Origin of the sequence: Pseudomonas sp. GD04158 (assembly GCF_029834875.1) — a bacterium.
Classification (GTDB): Bacteria; Pseudomonadota; Gammaproteobacteria; order Pseudomonadales; family Pseudomonadaceae; genus Aquipseudomonas; species Aquipseudomonas hydrolytica.
The window spans coordinates 32,696-49,251 of record NZ_JAODYT010000033.1 but is presented as its reverse complement, the minus strand read 5'-3'; the positions used below and the strand labels follow the sequence as shown (position 1 = coordinate 49,251).

Annotated in this window: 11 protein-coding genes; 8 read left to right on the top strand and 3 right to left on the bottom strand. The window is 65.4% G+C overall.

From position 1 onward, the window contains the following. Nucleotides 1-198 precede the first annotated feature (198 nt). The 8 genes from N7333_RS14055 to N7333_RS14020 all read left to right on the top strand — a co-directional run bounded on the left by N7333_RS14055 (nt 199) and on the right by N7333_RS14020 (nt 12,973). Nucleotides 199-2,004, top strand: a complete 1,806-nt coding sequence (locus tag N7333_RS14055) for an acyl-CoA dehydrogenase (RefSeq protein WP_129481878.1) — start codon at nt 199-201, stop codon at nt 2,002-2,004. A 157-nt stretch (nt 2,005-2,161) separates the two neighbouring features. Continuing rightward, entirely contained in the window at nt 2,162-3,907 is a 1,746-nt protein-coding gene (locus N7333_RS14050; protein ID WP_096827525.1) for a potassium/proton antiporter, read from the top strand. A 101-nt stretch (nt 3,908-4,008) separates the two neighbouring features. After that, nucleotides 4,009-7,344, top strand: coding sequence for a mechanosensitive channel MscK (gene mscK, locus N7333_RS14045; RefSeq protein ID WP_129481879.1), 3,336 nt, complete (start codon nt 4,009-4,011; stop codon nt 7,342-7,344). Nucleotides 7,345-7,355: 11 nt separating this feature from the next. Then, nucleotides 7,356-8,825: a protein adenylyltransferase SelO gene (gene selO / locus N7333_RS14040; RefSeq protein ID WP_279858994.1), complete on the top strand. Its 1,470-nt coding sequence runs from the start codon at nt 7,356-7,358 to the stop codon at nt 8,823-8,825. Between the two features lie 292 nt (nt 8,826-9,117). Next, on the top strand, nt 9,118-10,908 hold the full coding sequence (locus tag N7333_RS14035; RefSeq protein ID WP_011920773.1) for an SLC13 family permease: 1,791 nt from the start codon (nt 9,118-9,120) through the stop codon (nt 10,906-10,908). A 58-nt stretch (nt 10,909-10,966) separates the two neighbouring features. Continuing rightward, the gene (trxC, locus tag N7333_RS14030) at nt 10,967-11,401 is read left to right on the top strand and encodes a thioredoxin TrxC (protein WP_129481881.1); all 435 of its coding nucleotides are present in this window, start codon (nt 10,967-10,969) and stop codon (nt 11,399-11,401) included. Between the two features lie 207 nt (nt 11,402-11,608). Next, nucleotides 11,609-12,052 carry a YiiD C-terminal domain-containing protein gene (locus N7333_RS14025; protein ID WP_129481882.1) on the top strand — a complete coding sequence of 148 codons (444 nt, stop codon included), beginning with the start codon at nt 11,609-11,611 and terminating at the stop codon, nt 12,050-12,052. A gap of 123 nt (nt 12,053-12,175) precedes the next feature. Further along, nucleotides 12,176-12,973 (top strand): universal stress protein, encoded by a 798-nt coding sequence (locus N7333_RS14020; RefSeq protein ID WP_129481883.1) that lies wholly within the window; start codon nt 12,176-12,178, stop codon nt 12,971-12,973. A gap of 45 nt (nt 12,974-13,018) precedes the next feature. On the opposite strand, the gene N7333_RS14015 is transcribed toward N7333_RS14020, so the two are convergent. The 3 genes from N7333_RS14015 to N7333_RS14005 all read right to left on the bottom strand — a co-directional run bounded on the left by N7333_RS14015 (nt 13,019) and on the right by N7333_RS14005 (nt 16,523). Then, nucleotides 13,019-13,789 carry a ParA family protein gene (locus N7333_RS14015; protein WP_129481884.1) on the bottom strand — a complete coding sequence of 257 codons (771 nt, stop codon included), beginning with the start codon at nt 13,787-13,789 and terminating at the stop codon, nt 13,019-13,021. Between the two features lie 129 nt (nt 13,790-13,918). Next, nucleotides 13,919-14,986: a uroporphyrinogen decarboxylase gene (hemE, locus tag N7333_RS14010; protein ID WP_129481885.1), complete on the bottom strand. Its 1,068-nt coding sequence runs from the start codon at nt 14,984-14,986 to the stop codon at nt 13,919-13,921. 118 nt (nt 14,987-15,104) lie between these two features. After that, nucleotides 15,105-16,523 (bottom strand): FAD-dependent oxidoreductase, encoded by a 1,419-nt coding sequence (locus N7333_RS14005; RefSeq protein ID WP_017678548.1) that lies wholly within the window; start codon nt 16,521-16,523, stop codon nt 15,105-15,107. Nucleotides 16,524-16,556: the final 33 nt, after the last annotated feature.

The window sequence follows — 16,556 nt, the reverse complement described above, 5'->3', positions numbered from 1 at the left end:
GGCAGCAGGCCCATGCCCGCCGCCGAGCTGACCCGCGAGCTGGCGCTGGGCTTTGCCCCGTTTGCGAAACGCGGCTGAAGCGCAATGCCGCCCAGCCGCTCCTACGGGTGATGTAGGGCTTTATCACCACCGATGATGATGCTGGGCAGCCAGGCGACTGGCTGCCTAGACTCGCTCGATCATCTGGAGGCCCGTTCCATGTCCGAGACCCTGCTCAGCTCCCGCAACCTGGCGTTCGAACTCTTCGAGGTGCTCGACGCCGAAGCCCTGACCCAGCGTCCGCGCTTCGCCGACCACAACCGCGAGACCTTCGAGGCGGCGATCAGCACCGCACGCGGCATCGCCGAAGAACTGTTCGCCCCGCACAACCGCAAGAACGACGAACACGAGCCGCAATACGTCGACGGCGGCGCGGTACTGATCCCGGAGGTCGAACCGGCCCTGCGCGCCTTCCACGAGGCGGGTTTCCTCAATGCGACGCGCGACTTCGAGCATGGCGGCATGCAGCTGCCCAACCTGCTGTCGCAGGCCTGCTTCGCCCATTTCCAGTCGGCCAATATCGCCACCAGCTCCTATTCGATGCTGACCATGGGCGTGGCCAACCTGATCGAGGCCTTCGGCAGCGAGGAGCAGAAGGCCCGCTACCTGCAGCCGATCATCGATGGCCGCTTCTTCGGCACCATGGCGCTGACCGAGCCGCACGCCGGCTCGTCGCTGTCGGACATCCGCACAAAGGCCGAACCGCACGCCGACGGCAGCTACCGCATCAAGGGCAACAAGATCTTCATCTCCGGCGGCGACCAGCCGATCTCCGAGAACATCGTGCACATGGTGCTGGCCAAGCTGCCGGACGCACCGCCCGGGGTGAAGGGCATCAGCCTGTTCCTGGTGCCCAAGTTCCACGTCAATGAAGACGGCAGCCTGGGTGCGCGCAACGACGTCACCCTGGCCGGCCTGTTCCACAAGATGGGCTGGCGCGGCACCACCTCCACGGCGCTGAACTTCGGCGACAACGGCGAGTGCGTCGGCTACCTGGTGGGTAAGCCGCACGCCGGCCTCTCCTACATGTTCCAGATGATGAACGAGGCGCGCATCGGTGTCGGCATGGGCGCGATCATGCTCGGCTATGCCGGCTACCTGTACTCGCTGGACTACGCGCGCAACCGTCCGCAAGGCCGCCAGCCGGACGGCAAGGACCCGAGCAGCGCGCAGATTTCCATCATCGAGCACGCCGACGTGCGGCGCATGCTACTGACGCAGAAGGCCTACGTCGAAGGCGCCTTCGACCTCGGCCTGTATGCCGCACGCCTGTTCGATGACACCCAGACCCTGGAAACCGCCGAACAGCGCCAGCAGGCGCTGGAGCTGCTCGACCTGCTCACCCCCATCGTCAAATCCTGGCCCTCGGAGTTCTGCCTCAAGGCCAACGAGCTGGCCATCCAGATCCTCGGCGGCCACGGCTACACCCGCGAGTACCCGGTGGAGCAGTACTACCGCGACAACCGCCTCAACCCGATCCACGAAGGCACGCACGGTATCCAGTCGCTCGACCTGCTCGGGCGCAAGGTCTCGATGAACGGCGGCGCCGCGCTCAAGCAGCTGCTCAAGCTGATCAACGACTGCTGCCAGCGCGCCAGCGCGCATGAGTCGCTCACCACCCTGCGCCAGCCGCTGGAGCAACTGCTGGCCCGCCTGCAGGCGGTGACCCTGGCCCTGCTCGGCGACCTGATGAGCGGCAAGGTCAACCAGGGCCTGGCCAACTCGGCGCTGTACCTGAAGGTGTTCGGCCACACCGTGATCGGCTGGCGCTGGCTGGAACAGGCGATTCGCGCCGAGCAGGGCCTGGCCCGCACGGACAATGCCGAGGAGCAGGCCTTCTACCGCGGCAAGCTGCAGGCCGCGCGCTACTTCCTGACCTGGGAAGTGCCTGGCTGCCACCACGACCTGGCCATCCTCGAAGCGCGCGACGACACTTGCCTGGGCATGCAGGACGCCTGGTTCTGACCTGAGCCAATGCTCCGAGGCGGCCCGGCCCGCGTCGCTTCGGGGCAATTTAGAAAAATGTAATAACCTTTTTGACAGCGCCACGAGGGCAACGGTTAGAATCCCTGGCACGCGCCATGCATAACGGCGCCTTCACCACCAGGCCAGGAGTACGCCGTTGGACGCCGCCGCCATCAACAATCTGTTCTTGATCGGCGCCCTGCTGGTGGCGGCCAGCATTCTGGTCAGCGCCTTCGGCACCCGCTTCGGCATCCCTATTCTGGTGATCTTCCTCGCTGTCGGCATGCTCGCCGGCACCGACGGCCCCGGCGGCATCGTCTTCGACAACTATCCCCTGGCCTATCTGGTGGGCAACCTGGCGCTGGCCGTGATCCTGCTCGATGGCGGCATGCGCACACGGGTGTCGAGCTTCCGCGTGGCGCTGTGGCCATCGCTGTCACTGGCCACGCTGGGGGTGATGATAACGGCGGGGCTGACCGGCCTGGCCGCAGCCTGGCTGTTCGACCTGAGCCTGCTCGAGGGCCTGCTGATCGGCGCCATCGTCGGCTCCACCGATGCCGCAGCGGTGTTCTCCCTGCTCGGCGGCCGCGGCCTCAACGAGCGGGTCAGCTCCACGCTGGAAATCGAGTCCGGCAGCAACGACCCGATGGCGGTGTTCCTCACCGTCACCCTGATCGCCATGCTCGCCAGCGGCCAAAGCGGCTTCAGCTGGGACCTGCCGATCCAGCTGGTGCAGCAGTTCGGCCTCGGCGCCCTGCTCGGCCTCGGCGGCGGCTGGCTATTGCTCCTGCTGATCAACCGCATGGAACTGGCAACCGGCCTTTACCCACTGCTGGTGGTCAGCGGAGGCCTAATCATCTTCGCCATCACCACGGCCGTGGGCGGCAGCGGCATTCTCGCCATCTACCTGTGCGGCCTGCTGCTGGGCAACCGGCCGATTCGTTCGCGTCACGGCATCCTGCACATGCTCGACGGGCTGACCTGGCTGGCACAGATCGGCATGTTCCTGGTGCTCGGCCTGCTGGTCACGCCGCATGAGTTGCTGCCCATCGCCGTGCCTGCGCTGGGCCTGGCGCTGTGGATGATCCTGTTCGCCCGACCGCTGTCGATCTTCCTCGGCTTGCTGCCGTTTCGCGCGTTCCACGACCGCGAGCGGATGTTCATCGCCTGGGTCGGCCTGCGCGGCGCGGTGCCGATCATCCTCGCCGTCTTCCCGCTGATGGCCGGCCTGCCCAACGCACAGCTGTTTTTCAACGTGGCCTTCTTCATCGTCCTGGTGTCGCTGCTGCTGCAGGGCACCAGCCTGCCGCTGGCCGCCAAGCTGATGCGCGTCACCGTACCGCCGGAGCCGGCACCGGTATCGCGCGCCGGCCTGGAGGTACACCCCACCAGCCAGTGGGAGCTGTTCGTCTATCGCCTGGGCGCGGAGAAATGGTGCATCGGCGCCGCCCTGCGCGAGCTGAACATGCCCGACGGCACCCGCATCGCCGCCCTGTTTCGCGGCCGCGAACTGCTCCACCCCTCGGGCAGCACACGCCTGGAGGCCGGGGATCTGCTCTGTGTGATCGGCCATGAGCACGACCTGCCGGCGCTCGGCAAGCTGTTCAGCCAGGCTCCCAAACGGGGCCAGGACCTGCGCTTCTTCGGCGACTTCGTACTCGAAGGTGACGCCGAACTGGCCGCCGTGGCCGCGCTCTACGGCCTCAAGCTGGACGGTCTGGACGGCCATCAGCCGCTGGGCCGCTTCATCGCCCATGAAATCGGCGGCGAGCCGGTGGTCGGCGATCAGGTGGAGTGGCAGGGTCTGACCTGGACGGTGGCCTCGATGGAAGGGAACAAGGTGCGCAAGGTCGGCGTCAGATTCCCCGAGGGCAGTCGTCCGGGCCCCGGGCTGTTCCTCTGAGACTTTGCTAGGATCGCAGACCTAGGCCGCTCGTCATCGCCGAAGGTGCCAGCGCCTGCCGCCTACACTCAGCTCGTCCACTTCTCTGCCGCCAGGTCATCATGCCCCAGTTGCGCCATTCGCTAGCCCTCATCCTGTTTCTCCTGTGTTTCGGCCTGAGCGCCGCGCACGCCGAAGAGCCGCCCAAGGCCGCTGATGTCCAGCAGAGCCTGGATACCCTGGCCGACCGCAAACTGCCGGAGGCCGAGCAACTGGCGCTGAAGCAGACCCTCGAGCAGACGCTGCGCATGCTCAAGGACCGCGACACCAGCGAACAGCGGCTGAACGATCTGCGCAAGCAGCTCGATGGCGCGCCACGCCTGATCACCGAAGCCCAGCGCGAGCTGGACCGGCTCAAGGCCAGCCCCGAGGTAGCCGCCGCCGAGCGCCACGCGCGCACCTCGCTGGCACAACTGGAACAGCTGCTGAACGAGCGCTCCAACCAGCTGACCGAATGGAACAAGGCGATCATCGAGGCCAATAGCCTGGTGATCACCGCGCAGACCCGCCCCGAGCGCGCCCAGGCCGAGATCAGCCAGAACCAGGCGCGCAGCCAGCAGATCAACAACAGCCTGAAAAGCGGCCGGGACGACGGCAAGCCGCTGACGCCGGAACGGCGCGCCCTGCTCAACGCCGAGCTCGCCCAGCTCGCCGCGCAGACCCAGCTGCGCCGCCAGGAAATGGCCGGCAACAGCCAGCTGCTGGACCTCGGCAGCGCCCAGCGTGCGCTGCTCGAGGAGCGCATCCGCCGCGCCGAGCTGGAGCGCCAGGAGCTGCAGAGCCTGATCAACGAACGCCGCCGCGCCGAGTCGGAGCAGACCGTCGCCGAGCAGTCGCGCGAGGCCGAGCGTGCCAGCTCCGACCGCCTGCTGGCTCGGGAAAGTTCGCTCAACCTCAAGCTGTCCGATTACCTGCTGCGCTCCACCGACCGCCTCAACAGCCTGACCGAGCAGAACCTGAGAACCCGCCAGCAACTGGATAACCTCAACCAGGCCAACCAGGCCCTGGACGAGCAGATCCGGGTGCTGCAGGGCAGCCTGCTGCTGTCGCGCATCCTCTATCAGCAGAAACAGGCCCTGCCGCAGCTGCAGCTGGAAGACAGCCGACTGGCCGACGAGATCGCCGATATCCGCCTGTATCAGTTCGACCTGAACAAGCAGCGCGACGAGATCAGCGATCCGGCGCGTTATGTCGACAACCTGCTGCAGGGCCAGCCGAGCGAGAACGTCACCCCGGAGCTGCGCAATGCCCTGCTCGATCAGCTGAAAACGCGCCGCGAGCTGCTCGAGCGCCTGAGTCGCTCGCTCAACTCCCTGCTCAACGAGTCGATCACCCTGCAGCTCAACCAGCGCGAACTGCACAGCACCGCCAGCAACCTGCGCGCCACCATCGACGAGCAGATGTTCTGGATTCCCAGCAACAAGCCGCTGGATCTCGAGTGGCTGAAAAGTGCCCCGCGGCGCCTGCAGCAGCAGCTAGACAGCCTGCCCTGGGGCGTGGTGCTGAGCGAACTGAGCGCCGCGCTGCTGGAGCGACCGCTGGTGTTTCTGCCGTTGCTGCTGCTCTGCGCGCTGATTCTGTGGCGCCGCCAGTACCTGTTCGGCAAGCTCGGCAACCTGCATGCCGATATCGGCCACTACAAGCGTGACAGCCAGCTGCACACCCCCTTCGCCCTGGGCCTGAACCTGGTGCTGGCGCTGCCGGTCGCGCTGTTCCTGATGCTCTGCGGCTATGCCCTGCTGCACGATGCACGCGGGCAGAACCTCTACCTGGGCGGCGCGTTCTACGAGATGGCCGAAGCCTGGCTGGTGTTCTATACCCTGCATCGCATCCTGGCACCCGATGGCGTGGCGGTGCTGCACTTCCACTGGCCACCGGCCAACGTGTCCTTCTTCCGCCGCCACCTGCGCCATCTGGGCATGGTGGTGATGGCGCTGGTGGCGGTGGTGAGCATCGCCGAGCACCAGCCCGACAGCCTGGCCAGCGACGTGATCGGCATCTGTGTGGTGCTCAGCTGCTATGCGCTGATGGCCTGGCTGATGTTCCGCCTGCTGTTCAATGCGCCGCAGCGGGAACACACTTCGGCGCTGCGTACCAGCGTCGGGATGCTGTTCAATGTGCTGCCGCTGGCGCTGATCGGTGCGGTTGCCTTCGGCTACTACTACACCGCCCTGAAGCTGACCGACCGCCTGATCGACACCCTCTATCTGCTGATCATCTGGCTGATCGTCGAAGCCGCCCTGATCCGCGGCCTGAGCGTGGCTGCACGGCGCCTGGCCTACCAGCGCGCCCTGGCCAAGCGCCAGGCACAGAGCAAGGAAGGCGACGGCGAGATCAGCATCGAGGAGCCGACGCTGGATATCGAACAGGTCAACCAGCAGTCGCTGCGCCTGATCCGCCTGGCCCTGCTGGCCGGTTTCCTGGTCTGCCTGTACTGGGTCTGGGCCGAACTGATCGGCGTGTTCACCTACCTGGAAACCGTCAGCCTGTACGAATACAGCAGCGGCACCGGCGATACCGCCACCATGGTGCCGATCAGCCTGATGGACGTGCTTGGCGCGCTGATCATCGTCGCCATCACCGTGGCCCTGGCGCGCAACCTGCCCGGTCTGCTCGAGGTGCTGGTGCTGTCACGCCTGAAGCTGGCCCAGGGCAGCGCCTACGCCACCACCACCCTGCTGTCCTACGTGCTGGTGGGTATCGGTATCGTCAGCACCCTGTCCACCCTGGGGGTGAGCTGGGACAAGCTGCAATGGCTGGTGGCGGCGCTGTCGGTGGGCCTGGGTTTCGGCCTGCAGGAGATCTTCGCCAACTTCATCTCCGGCCTGATCATCCTGTTCGAGCGTCCGGTGCGCATCGGCGACGTGGTCACCATCGGCAACCTGTCCGGTACGGTGAGCAAGATCCGCATTCGCGCCACCACCATCACCGATTTCGACCACAAGGAAATCATCGTTCCGAACAAGACCTTCATCACCGGCCAGCTGATCAACTGGTCGCTGAGCGACACGGTCACCCGCGTCACCCTCAAGGTGGGCGTCAGCTACGGCTCGGATCTGGATCTGGTGCGCAAACTGCTGCTGCAGGCCGCCCAGGAAAACCCCCGCGTACTCAAGGAGCCGTCGCCGATCGTCTACTTCCTCAGCTTCGGCGAGAGCACCCTGGATCACGAGCTGCGCATCCACGTGCGCGACCTCGGCGACCGCAACCCGGCTACCGACGAGATCAACCGCTTCATCGATCGCGAATTCGCCAAGCACGGCATCAACATCGCCTTCCGCCAGGTGGACGTGTACGTGAAGAACCTCGACGCTGAGCAGCATCTGCAGAAGGATGTGATCAAGGCGGCCGCCGCCGGCGCCGCCGACAAGAAAAATCCGCCGCCCGCGGCGACCTGACGAGGCCTCCGGTGAAAAAGCTCGACCAACTGACTTTCGACAACCGCTTCGCCCGTCTTGGTGACGCTTTCTCCACCGAAGTGCTGCCCGAACCCATCGAGCAGCCACGCCTGGTGGTGGCGAGCAGTGCCGCCATGGCCCTGCTCGATCTCGACCCGGCCGAGGCGCAGCGCGAGGAGTTCGCCGAGCTGTTCGCCGGGCACAAGCTGTGGGGTGAAGCCGAGCCGCGCGCCATGGTCTACTCCGGCCATCAGTTTGGCGGCTATACGCCGCGTCTGGGCGATGGCCGCGGCCTGCTGCTCGGCGAGGTGGTCAACGCGGCCGGCGAGCACTGGGACCTGCACCTCAAGGGCGCCGGCCAGACCCCCTACTCGCGCATGGGCGACGGCCGCGCCGTGCTGCGCTCGTCCATCCGCGAGTTCCTCGCCAGCGAACACCTGCACGCCCTGGGCATCCCCAGCTCGCGCGCGCTGTGCGTGACCACCTCCGACACCCCGGTATGGCGCGAGAAGCAGGAGCGCGCGGCCATGGTCCTGCGCCTGGCGCCAAGCCACGTGCGCTTCGGCCACTTCGAGTATTTCTATTACACGCGCCAGCATGAACAGCTCAAGGTGCTCGGCGAACACGTGCTGGCCAACCACTTTCCCCAGTGCCTCACGCAGGACGAGCCCTGGCTGGCGATGTTCCGCGAGGTGCTGGAGCGCACCGCCGCGATGATCGCCCATTGGCAGGCCTATGGCTTCTGCCATGGGGTAATGAACACCGACAACATGTCGATCCTCGGCATCACCTTCGATTACGGTCCCTATGCCTTCCTCGACGACTTCGATGCCAACCACATCTGCAACCACTCCGACGACACCGGCCGCTACAGCTTCAGCAACCAGGTGCCCATCGCCCACTGGAACCTGGCCGCCCTGGCCCAGGCGCTGATGCCGATGATCGAGGTGGAGAAGCTGCGCGAGACCCTGGAGCTGTTTCTGCCGCTGTATCAGGCCCATTACCTCGACCTGATGCGCAAGCGCCTGGGCCTGGGCCTGACCAGCGCCGAGGATGACGACGAAGCCCTGGTGCAGCGCCTGCTGCAACTGATGCAGCAGGGCAAGGCGACCGACTACAGCCTGTTCTTCCGCCAGCTCGGCGAGCAGGCACCGGCCGATGCGCTGCAGGTGGTACGCAACGACTTCGTCGATCTGGCCGGCTTCGATGCCTGGGGCCGCGACTATCTGGCGCGCTGCGAGCGCGAGGGCCAGCAGCAGGACGAACGCCGAGCGCGCATGCACGCCGTCAACCCGCTGTACATCCTGCGCAACTACCTGGCGCAGCAGGTCATCGAGGCGGCCGAGGCCGGTGACTACGGCCCGGTGCGCGAACTGCACGCGGTGCTTTCGCGCCCGTTCGACGAACAGCCGGGCATGCAGCGCTATGCCCAGCGCCCGCCGGAGTGGGGCAAGCACCTGGAAATCAGCTGCTCCTCGTAAATTGACCGTAGGGTGCGCCGCGCGCACCAACCGCCCGCTGACCGCACGGGATAACACCCGCCATCGCTGGCAGCGGGTTGCCCCCGCCCTACCCATCCGGTCAGCTCGGGCGGATGGACGGATAACGCGCCAGCTACCAAAGCCGGATGCCTTATCCATTAAATCGAAAAGGCATATAAACCTTCCCAAACATTCTTAGACTATCTAACAGAACCCCACTATCTTGGCGCCCTGCCAGGCCGCCCCGGTGCGCGCCCGATACCTCACACGAGATTCGACGCTAAGGATGCTCATGCCCTGGGACTCCCTGCCCTTGCTGTTCGTCGGCGCCCTGCTGATCTGGGTGCTGTACGCCTTCGTGCGCGAAAAGTGGAGCCCGGACATCGTCGCCGCGATCGCCGTGGCGGCGCTGCTGGTCAGCCAGTTGCTGGAGCCCAAGGAAGTGCTCAGCGTGCTTTCCAACTCGGCGCCGGTGACCATCGCCTGCATGTTCGTGCTGTCCGCCGCACTGGAGCGCACCGGCTGCATCGATGCGCTGGGCAACTGGTTGGGCAATCTGGTCGGCACCAGCCCGATCCGCGTGCTCACCGGCCTTACCCTCACCGCGCTGGTGGTATCGGCCTGCCTCAACAACACTCCGGTGGTGGCCATTCTCACCCCGGTGGCCATCGCCCTGGCGCGCCGCGCCGGCACCCTGCCGTCCAAGCTGCTGATCCCGCTGTCCTACGCCACCATCCTCGGCGGCACCCTGACCATGATCGGCACCTCGACCAACATTCTGGTCGACGGCGTGGCGCGCAAGGCCGGCCTCGCCCCCTTCGGCATCTTCGAGATCACCGGCGCGGGCCTGATCATGGCTACGGTCGGCATGCTCTACCTGCTGACCATTGGCCGCCACCTGCTGCCGGAGCGCGAGACCCTGTCGCGCCAGCTGCGCCCCGACCTGTCGCGCACCTTCATGACCGAGCTGCTGGTGCCGCACGACTCACCGATGATCGGCAAGACCCTGCACGAGGCCAACCTCAATGGCGGCAGCGGCCTGCAGGTACTCAAGCTGTTTCGTGAAGAGCTGGAGCTGACCGAACCCGGCGCCGACACCCTGCTGGCCAGCGGCGACCGCCTGGTGCTGCATGGCCAGGTCAAGGACGTGGTGGAACTGCGCGAAAGCGGCCACCTGAGCTTCAACCGTGGCGATGCCTTCGAGACCATCAGCAGCCATGACGTGATCCTCGCCGAGGCCATAGTCGGGCGTAACTCGCGCTACAGCCACCGCCCCATGCGCGACCTCGACCTCACCGCGCGCTACGGCATCGCCGTGCTCGCCGTGCACCGCCAGGACGAGAACGTGCAGGGCAACCTCGACGACTTCGAGCTGCAGTTCGGCGACGTGATGCTGGTCGAAGGCACCCCCGCGCAAATCAAGCGCTTCGCCGACAACGGCGAGCTGATCAGCCTCAACGCCGTGCAGGAGCGCGCCTTCCGCCGCGACAAGGCGCCCATCGCCATCGGCGCCACCCTGGCGGTGATGCTGTTGGCCGCCTTCGGCGTGATGCCCATCGAGGGCCTGGCGATCATCGGCGCGGTGACCGTGCTGGCGACCCGCTGCCTGGATGTGGAGGACGCCTACAAGGCAGTGGACTGGAAGATCCTCAGCCTGATCTTCGGCATGCTGGCCATCAGCATCGCCATGGACAAGGTCGGCCTGGTCAAGCTGCTGGTGGAGAACGTCATGGGCTGGCTGCCCTGGGCCGGGCCACTGCTGATGCTGAGCTTCATCTACCTGTTCACCTCGATCCTCACCGAGATGCTGTCGAACAACGCGGTGGCGGTACTGGTGACGCCCATCGCCATCGGCATGGCCCAGCACCTGGGCGTCGATCCGCGCGCCTTCGTGGTCGCGGTGATGTTCGCCGCCAGCGCCAGCTTTGCCACCCCCATCGGCTACCAGACCAACACCTTCGTCTACAACGCCGGTGGCTATCGTTTCACCGACTTCATGAAGGTCGGTATTCCGCTGAACCTGCTGCTGTGGGGCGTGGCCACCCTGGTCATCCCCTGGTTCTTCCCGCTGACCCCGGTCTGACTTGATATCCGCAGGCGCTGGCTCCATTTAAGGCACATGACCCACGGAGCCTCGCCTCATGTCCGATCCGCTGCTGATTCCCTGCCCGCACTGCAACAGGCTCAACCGCATCCCTGCCGAGCGCCTGGGCGATGCCCCGCGCTGTGGGCGCTGCAAGGCCGAGGTGCTGCCTGCAGCGCCCATCGAACTGACCCAGGGCAACTTCGCCAGCCAGCTCAAGGGCGACCTACCCCTGCTGGTGGATGTCTGGGCCAGCTGGTGCGGGCCCTGCCAGGCCTTCGCGCCGACCTTCGCCCAGGCCGCGGCGCAGCTGCGGGGGCGCTGTCGCCTGGGCAAACTGGACAGCGAGGCCAACCCGCAGCTGTCCGGCCAGCTCGGCATTCGCTCCATTCCCAGCCTCATCATGTTCAAGGGTGGCGTTGAAGTGGCCCGCCAGAGCGGCGCCATGCCGCTGCCGCAACTGCTGGCCTGGCTGCGCCAGCAGGGCGTCTAGCCTGCATCCCGCGGTAACCATCGTCCAAGGGTAGGGTGCGCCATGCACACCGCCGATAAACGCGGTGCCGGTGCGCACAGCGCAGGGACGGCCTCCAGAGCATCGACGGATGCTTGAGCGCTTCGGTCATTCGCAGCGGCCGCTGCGGTCACTTGCAGGGCGCCGGCCAACCCTTAGTCTGGCGGTACGCCCCCTAGGAGTGCCGCCATGCCCCTGCCCGTGGAAATCGCCCGCCAGCTCACCGAACAGCAGATCGCCTTCGTCCGCCGCAGCGGGCTCCAGGCCGAAGTGCTCGAACCTGGCTTCGTACGCCTGTGTATGCCGCTGGAAGGCAACCAGAACCATATCGGCAGCATGTATGCGGGGGCGCTGTTCACCCTGGCGGAAATTCCCGGCGGCGCGCTGTTTCTCACCAGCTTCGACGTGCAGCGCTTCTACCCCATCGTCAAGGAACTGAACCTGCGCTTTCGCCGCCCGGCCAGCGGCGACATCCGCGTCGAGGCGCGCCTGTCGGCACAGGAGATTGACGATCTGCAGGCGCGAGCAGCGCGCGAAGGCAAGGCCGAGTACCTGCTGGAGCTGCAACTGACCGGTGTCGATGGCGAGGTGGTGGCAGAGAGTCGCGGCTTGTATCAGTTGCGACTACGCTGAACGCTTCTGCCGCTCCGCTCACACAATCGGCAACAGTCCGCGAGCTTGCCATAGGTCAAAAGAACGGCTAATTGAACAGGCACAATAAAATTGCCGACTGGTATCGGCAGGAGAGCCGTCACCATGTTCAACCATATCCTTATCGCCCATGATGTTCGTGACACGGCCGACATGGCTCTGTGCCGCGCCACCCAACTCGCCCAGCAGCACAACGCCCGCCTGACCCTGCTGCATGTGCTCGATCCGAGCCAGAGCAGCGAGCAACACGAAAAGGCACGCCAGGCGCTGGACCGCAGCCTCACCCAGTTCGCCCCTGCCGGCACCGAGCTGCGCATGCTCAGCGGCAAACCCTCCGAAGTGGTCCTGCAGCAGGTTCAGGACAGCGGCTGTGATCTGCTGGTGCTGGGCGGCCATCATCAGCGTCACGACTTCTTCTCCGGCACCAGCCTCGATCGCATCGCCCGGCGCTGCACCGTGCCGCTGCTGCTGGTGGCGCGCAACGACTTCGCCCCCTATCAACGCGCCCTGGCCGCCATCGACTTCTCCCTGTGCGCCTGCAGCGCCCTCGGCCAGGCCTATCGCTTGCTACCGGAGGGGACAGAGCTGCATGCACTGCATGTGTTCGAACCGGACAAGGGCACCCCGAAGGAAGTGCAGCTGCAATTGCAGACCCAGCAGGGCCTGATCGACCAGCTGCTACAGGACGAGGCGCAGAACCTGCCGGAGAAAGGCCCGACACTGAGCCACGAGGTTATCCAGGGCGGAATCCTGCGTTGCCTGCAGGAACAGATCAAAGTCCGCCGCAGCGAACTGCTGGTGCTGGGCAGCCACGGCCGCAGCGCGCTGTCCCAGGCGCTGCTGGGCAGCCTGGCGCAGCATTTTCTGCACAAGGCGCCGTGCGACGTGTTCGTGGTGCGCTAGGGCCAGCGACACACGAAAAGGCGCCTCCAGGCGCCTTTTTCATTCTCAACCGGCGTTGAGCAGATCGTGCAGCTCGACGAACTGCTGGGTCAGCTTGTGCCGTGCATCCAGATGGATCAGCGGTGTACAGGCCTGGTGCGACTCGCGCATCTTCACCGAGCTCATTAGATTCACCGGCAACACCGGCAAGCCCTCGGCGATCAGCTCATCCAGCAGCTGCTGCGGCAGGGTGGCGCGCGGCTGGAACTGGTTGACCACGATGCCCTCCACCTCCAGCTCCTCGTTGTGATCGTCCTTGAGCTCTTCGATCTCGGCCAGCAGGCCATAGAGGGCATTGCGCGAGAAACTGTCGCAGTCGAAGGGGATCAGCACGCGGTCTGCCGCAATCAGCGCGGAAACCGTGTAGAAATTCAGCGCGGGCGGGGTGTCCAGGTAGATGTGATCGTAGTCCTCGGCCAGCTCGTCGAGCAGTTTGCGCAGCTTGTTGATCTTGTGCTTCTGCTCAAGCTTGGGCTGCAACTCGGCCAGCTCGGCGGTGGCGGTGACCACGTGCAGGTTGTCGAAGGGCGTCTCGTAGATATCCACCTTGCCCTTCTTGGCGAACGGTCCGGATGACAGGGTCTGCTTGAAGAAATCGGCGATGCCCATGGGGATTTCCTCGCCGGTCAGGCCGGTGAGGTAATGGGTCGAGTTGGCCTGCGCATCCAGGTCGATCAGCAGGGTGCGGTAGCCCTGCGCCGCACTCACCGCTGCAAGATTGCAGGCGATGCTGGACTTGCCTACGCCGCCCTTCTGGTTGAACACCACACGTCGCATCGCACACCTCCCTGAGCTGTCTGTGCTGGGGATTCTATGCAAAGCCCGTGACAGACGCGAGGCATTCGGTCATGTGCTGACCGCCGGACACAGAAGAGGCCGCTCGCGCGGCCTCTGTGAGGTGATCGATCAGCGGTGATAAGCCGCCGACAGCTCGTGCACCGCCTCGAAGAAGGCGCCCGCGTGAGCCGGGTCGACTTCCGGGGTGATGCCATGGCCTAGGTTGAAGACATGGCCGCTGCCGGCGCCGTAGGCGGCCAGGATGCGCGCCACTTCGGCGCGGATCGCTTCCGGCTTGGCGTAGAGCACCGCCGGGTCCATGTTGCCCTGCAGGGCGACCTTGGCACCGACACGGGCACGCGCGCTGCCGATATCGCAGGTCCAGTCCAGACCCAGCGCCTCGGCGCCGCTGTCGGCCATGGACTTCAACCACAGACCGCCGCCCTTGGTGAACAGGATCACCGGCACGCGGCGCCCGTCGTGCTCGCGGATCAGGCCGTCGACGATCTTCTTCATGTAGGCCAGGGAGAACTCCTGATAGGCCGCCGCCGACAGCGCGCCGCCCCAGGAATCGAAGATCTGCACCGCCTGCGCCCCGGCCAGAATCTGCCCGTTTAGGTAGGCTGTGACCGACTGCGCCAGCTTGTCGAGCAGCGCATGCATGGCCTGGGGATTGTCGTAGAGCATGGCCTTGGACTTGCGGAAGTCCTTCGACGAGCCGCCTTCGACCATGTAGGTGGCCAGCGTCCAAGGGCTGCCGGAGAAGCCGATCAGCGGCACACGACCGTTCAGCTCGCGGCGGATGGTACGCACCGCGTCCATCACGTAGCCCAGGTCCTTCTCGGCATCCGGCACCGGCAGCGCCTCGATATCGGCCAGGCTGCCGACCGCCTTCTTGAAGCGCGGGCCTTCGCCGGTCTCGAAGTACAGGCCCTGGCCCATAGCATCAGGGATGGTGAGGATGTCGGAAAAGAGGATCGCCGCATCCAGTTGCGGGTAGCGGTCCAGCGGCTGGATGGTGACCTCGCAGGCCAGTTCCGGGTTCTTCATCAGGCTCACGAAGTCGCCGGCCTTGGCCCGGGTCGCGCGGTACTCCGGCAGATAGCGGCCGGCCTGGCGCATCATCCAGATCGGCGTGACATCCACGGGTTGCTTGAGCAGGGCACGCAGGAAACGGTCGTTCTTCAGGGCGGTCATGGCAGAGTCCTAGAAAAAAGTGCGGGCATTTTCGCAGAGCGCAAAACAAAAGGCACGGCGGGTGCCGTGCCTTTTGTCCATCGGGTCAATTTGTCGCGGGCAGGCCGCGACGAATCAGTCAGACGCCCAGATAGTCGAGGATACCTTCGGCAGCATTACGACCTTCGAAGATCGCCGTCACCACCAGGTCGGAACCACGCACCATGTCGCCACCGGCGAAGATCTTCGGGTTGCTGGTCTGGTGCTTGAACTGCGACTGCTCGGGCGCCACGACGCGGCCCTGGCTGTCGGTCTGGATCTCGAACTGCTCGAACCAGGGCGCCGGGCTCGGACGGAACCCGAAGGCGATCAGCACGGCTTCGGCCGGGATAATCTCCTCGGAGCCGGGGATCGGCTCGGGGCTGCGACGGCCACGGGCATCGGGCTCACCGAGACGGGTCTCGACCACCTTGATGCCTTCCACCTTGTCTTCGCCGACGATGGCGATGGGCTGGCGGTTGAAGAGGAACTTCACGCCCTCTTCCTTGGCGTTCTTCACTTCCTTGCGCGAGCCGGGCATGTTCTCTTCGTCACGACGGTAGGCGCAGGTCACGGCCTTGGCGCCCTGACGGATCGAGGTGCGGTTGCAGTCCATCGCGGTGTCGCCACCGCCCAGTACCACCACGCGCTTGCCCTTCATGTCGATGAAGTCTTCTGGCGACTTCTCGAAACCGAGATTGCGGTTGACGTTGGCAATGAGGAAATCCAGCGCGTCGTAGACGCCCGGCAGGTCCTCGCCCGGGAAACCACCCTTCATGTAGGTGTAGGTGCCCATGCCCATGAAGACGGCATCGTACTCATCCAGCAATTGCTGCATGGTCACGTCCTTGCCGATCTCGGTGTTCAGGCGGAACTCGATGCCCATGCCGGTGAAGACTTCACGGCGACGGCTGAGCACGGTCTTTTCCAGCTTGAACTCGGGGATGCCGAAGGTCAGCAGGCCACCGATTTCCGGGTTCTTGTCGAACACCACCGGGGTCACGCCGTTGCGCACCAGCACGTCGGCGCAGCCCAGGCCGGCCGGGCCGGCACCGATCACCGCAACGCGCTTGCCGGTCGGCTTGACCTTGGACATGTCCGGGCGCCAGCCCATGGCGAACGCCGTGTCGGTGATGTACTTCTCCACCGAGCCGATGGTCACCGCGCCAAAGCCGTCATTGAGGGTGCAGGCCCCCTCGCACAGACGATCCTGCGGGCACACGCGGCCGCAGACTTCCGGCAGGGTGTTGGTCTGGTGCGAGAGTTCGGCGGCGGCCAGGATGTTGCCTTCCGACACCAGCTTGAGCCAGTTCGGAATGAAGTTGTGCACCGGGCACTTCCACTCGCAATACGGGTTGCCGCAGCCCAGGCAGCGATGCGCCTGGTCAGCGGCCTGCGCCGGCTTGAAGTTGTCGTAGATCTCGACGAATTCCTTCTTGCGCTGACGCAGCAGTTTCTTCTTCGGGTCTTTGCGCCCGACTTCGATGAACTGGAAGTCGTTATTCAGACGTTCAGTCATTGCGTTACCTCATCAAACCACTTCAGGCGCATT

Coding starts and splice junctions, on each gene's coding strand:
- N7333_RS14055 (WP_129481878.1), top strand. CDS start 199: ATGTCCGAGACCCTGCTCAGCTCCCGCAACCTGGCGTTCGAACTCTTC.
- N7333_RS14035 (WP_011920773.1), top strand. CDS start 9,118: ATGCCCTGGGACTCCCTGCCCTTGCTGTTCGTCGGCGCCCTGCTGATC.
- N7333_RS14020 (WP_129481883.1), top strand. CDS start 12,176: ATGTTCAACCATATCCTTATCGCCCATGATGTTCGTGACACGGCCGAC.
- mscK (WP_129481879.1), top strand. CDS start 4,009: ATGCCCCAGTTGCGCCATTCGCTAGCCCTCATCCTGTTTCTCCTGTGT.
- hemE (WP_129481885.1), bottom strand. CDS start 14,986: ATGACCGCCCTGAAGAACGACCGTTTCCTGCGTGCCCTGCTCAAGCAA.
- N7333_RS14015 (WP_129481884.1), bottom strand. CDS start 13,789: ATGCGACGTGTGGTGTTCAACCAGAAGGGCGGCGTAGGCAAGTCCAGC.
- N7333_RS14005 (WP_017678548.1), bottom strand. CDS start 16,523: ATGACTGAACGTCTGAATAACGACTTCCAGTTCATCGAAGTCGGGCGC.
- N7333_RS14025 (WP_129481882.1), top strand. CDS start 11,609: ATGCCCCTGCCCGTGGAAATCGCCCGCCAGCTCACCGAACAGCAGATC.
- trxC (WP_129481881.1), top strand. CDS start 10,967: ATGTCCGATCCGCTGCTGATTCCCTGCCCGCACTGCAACAGGCTCAAC.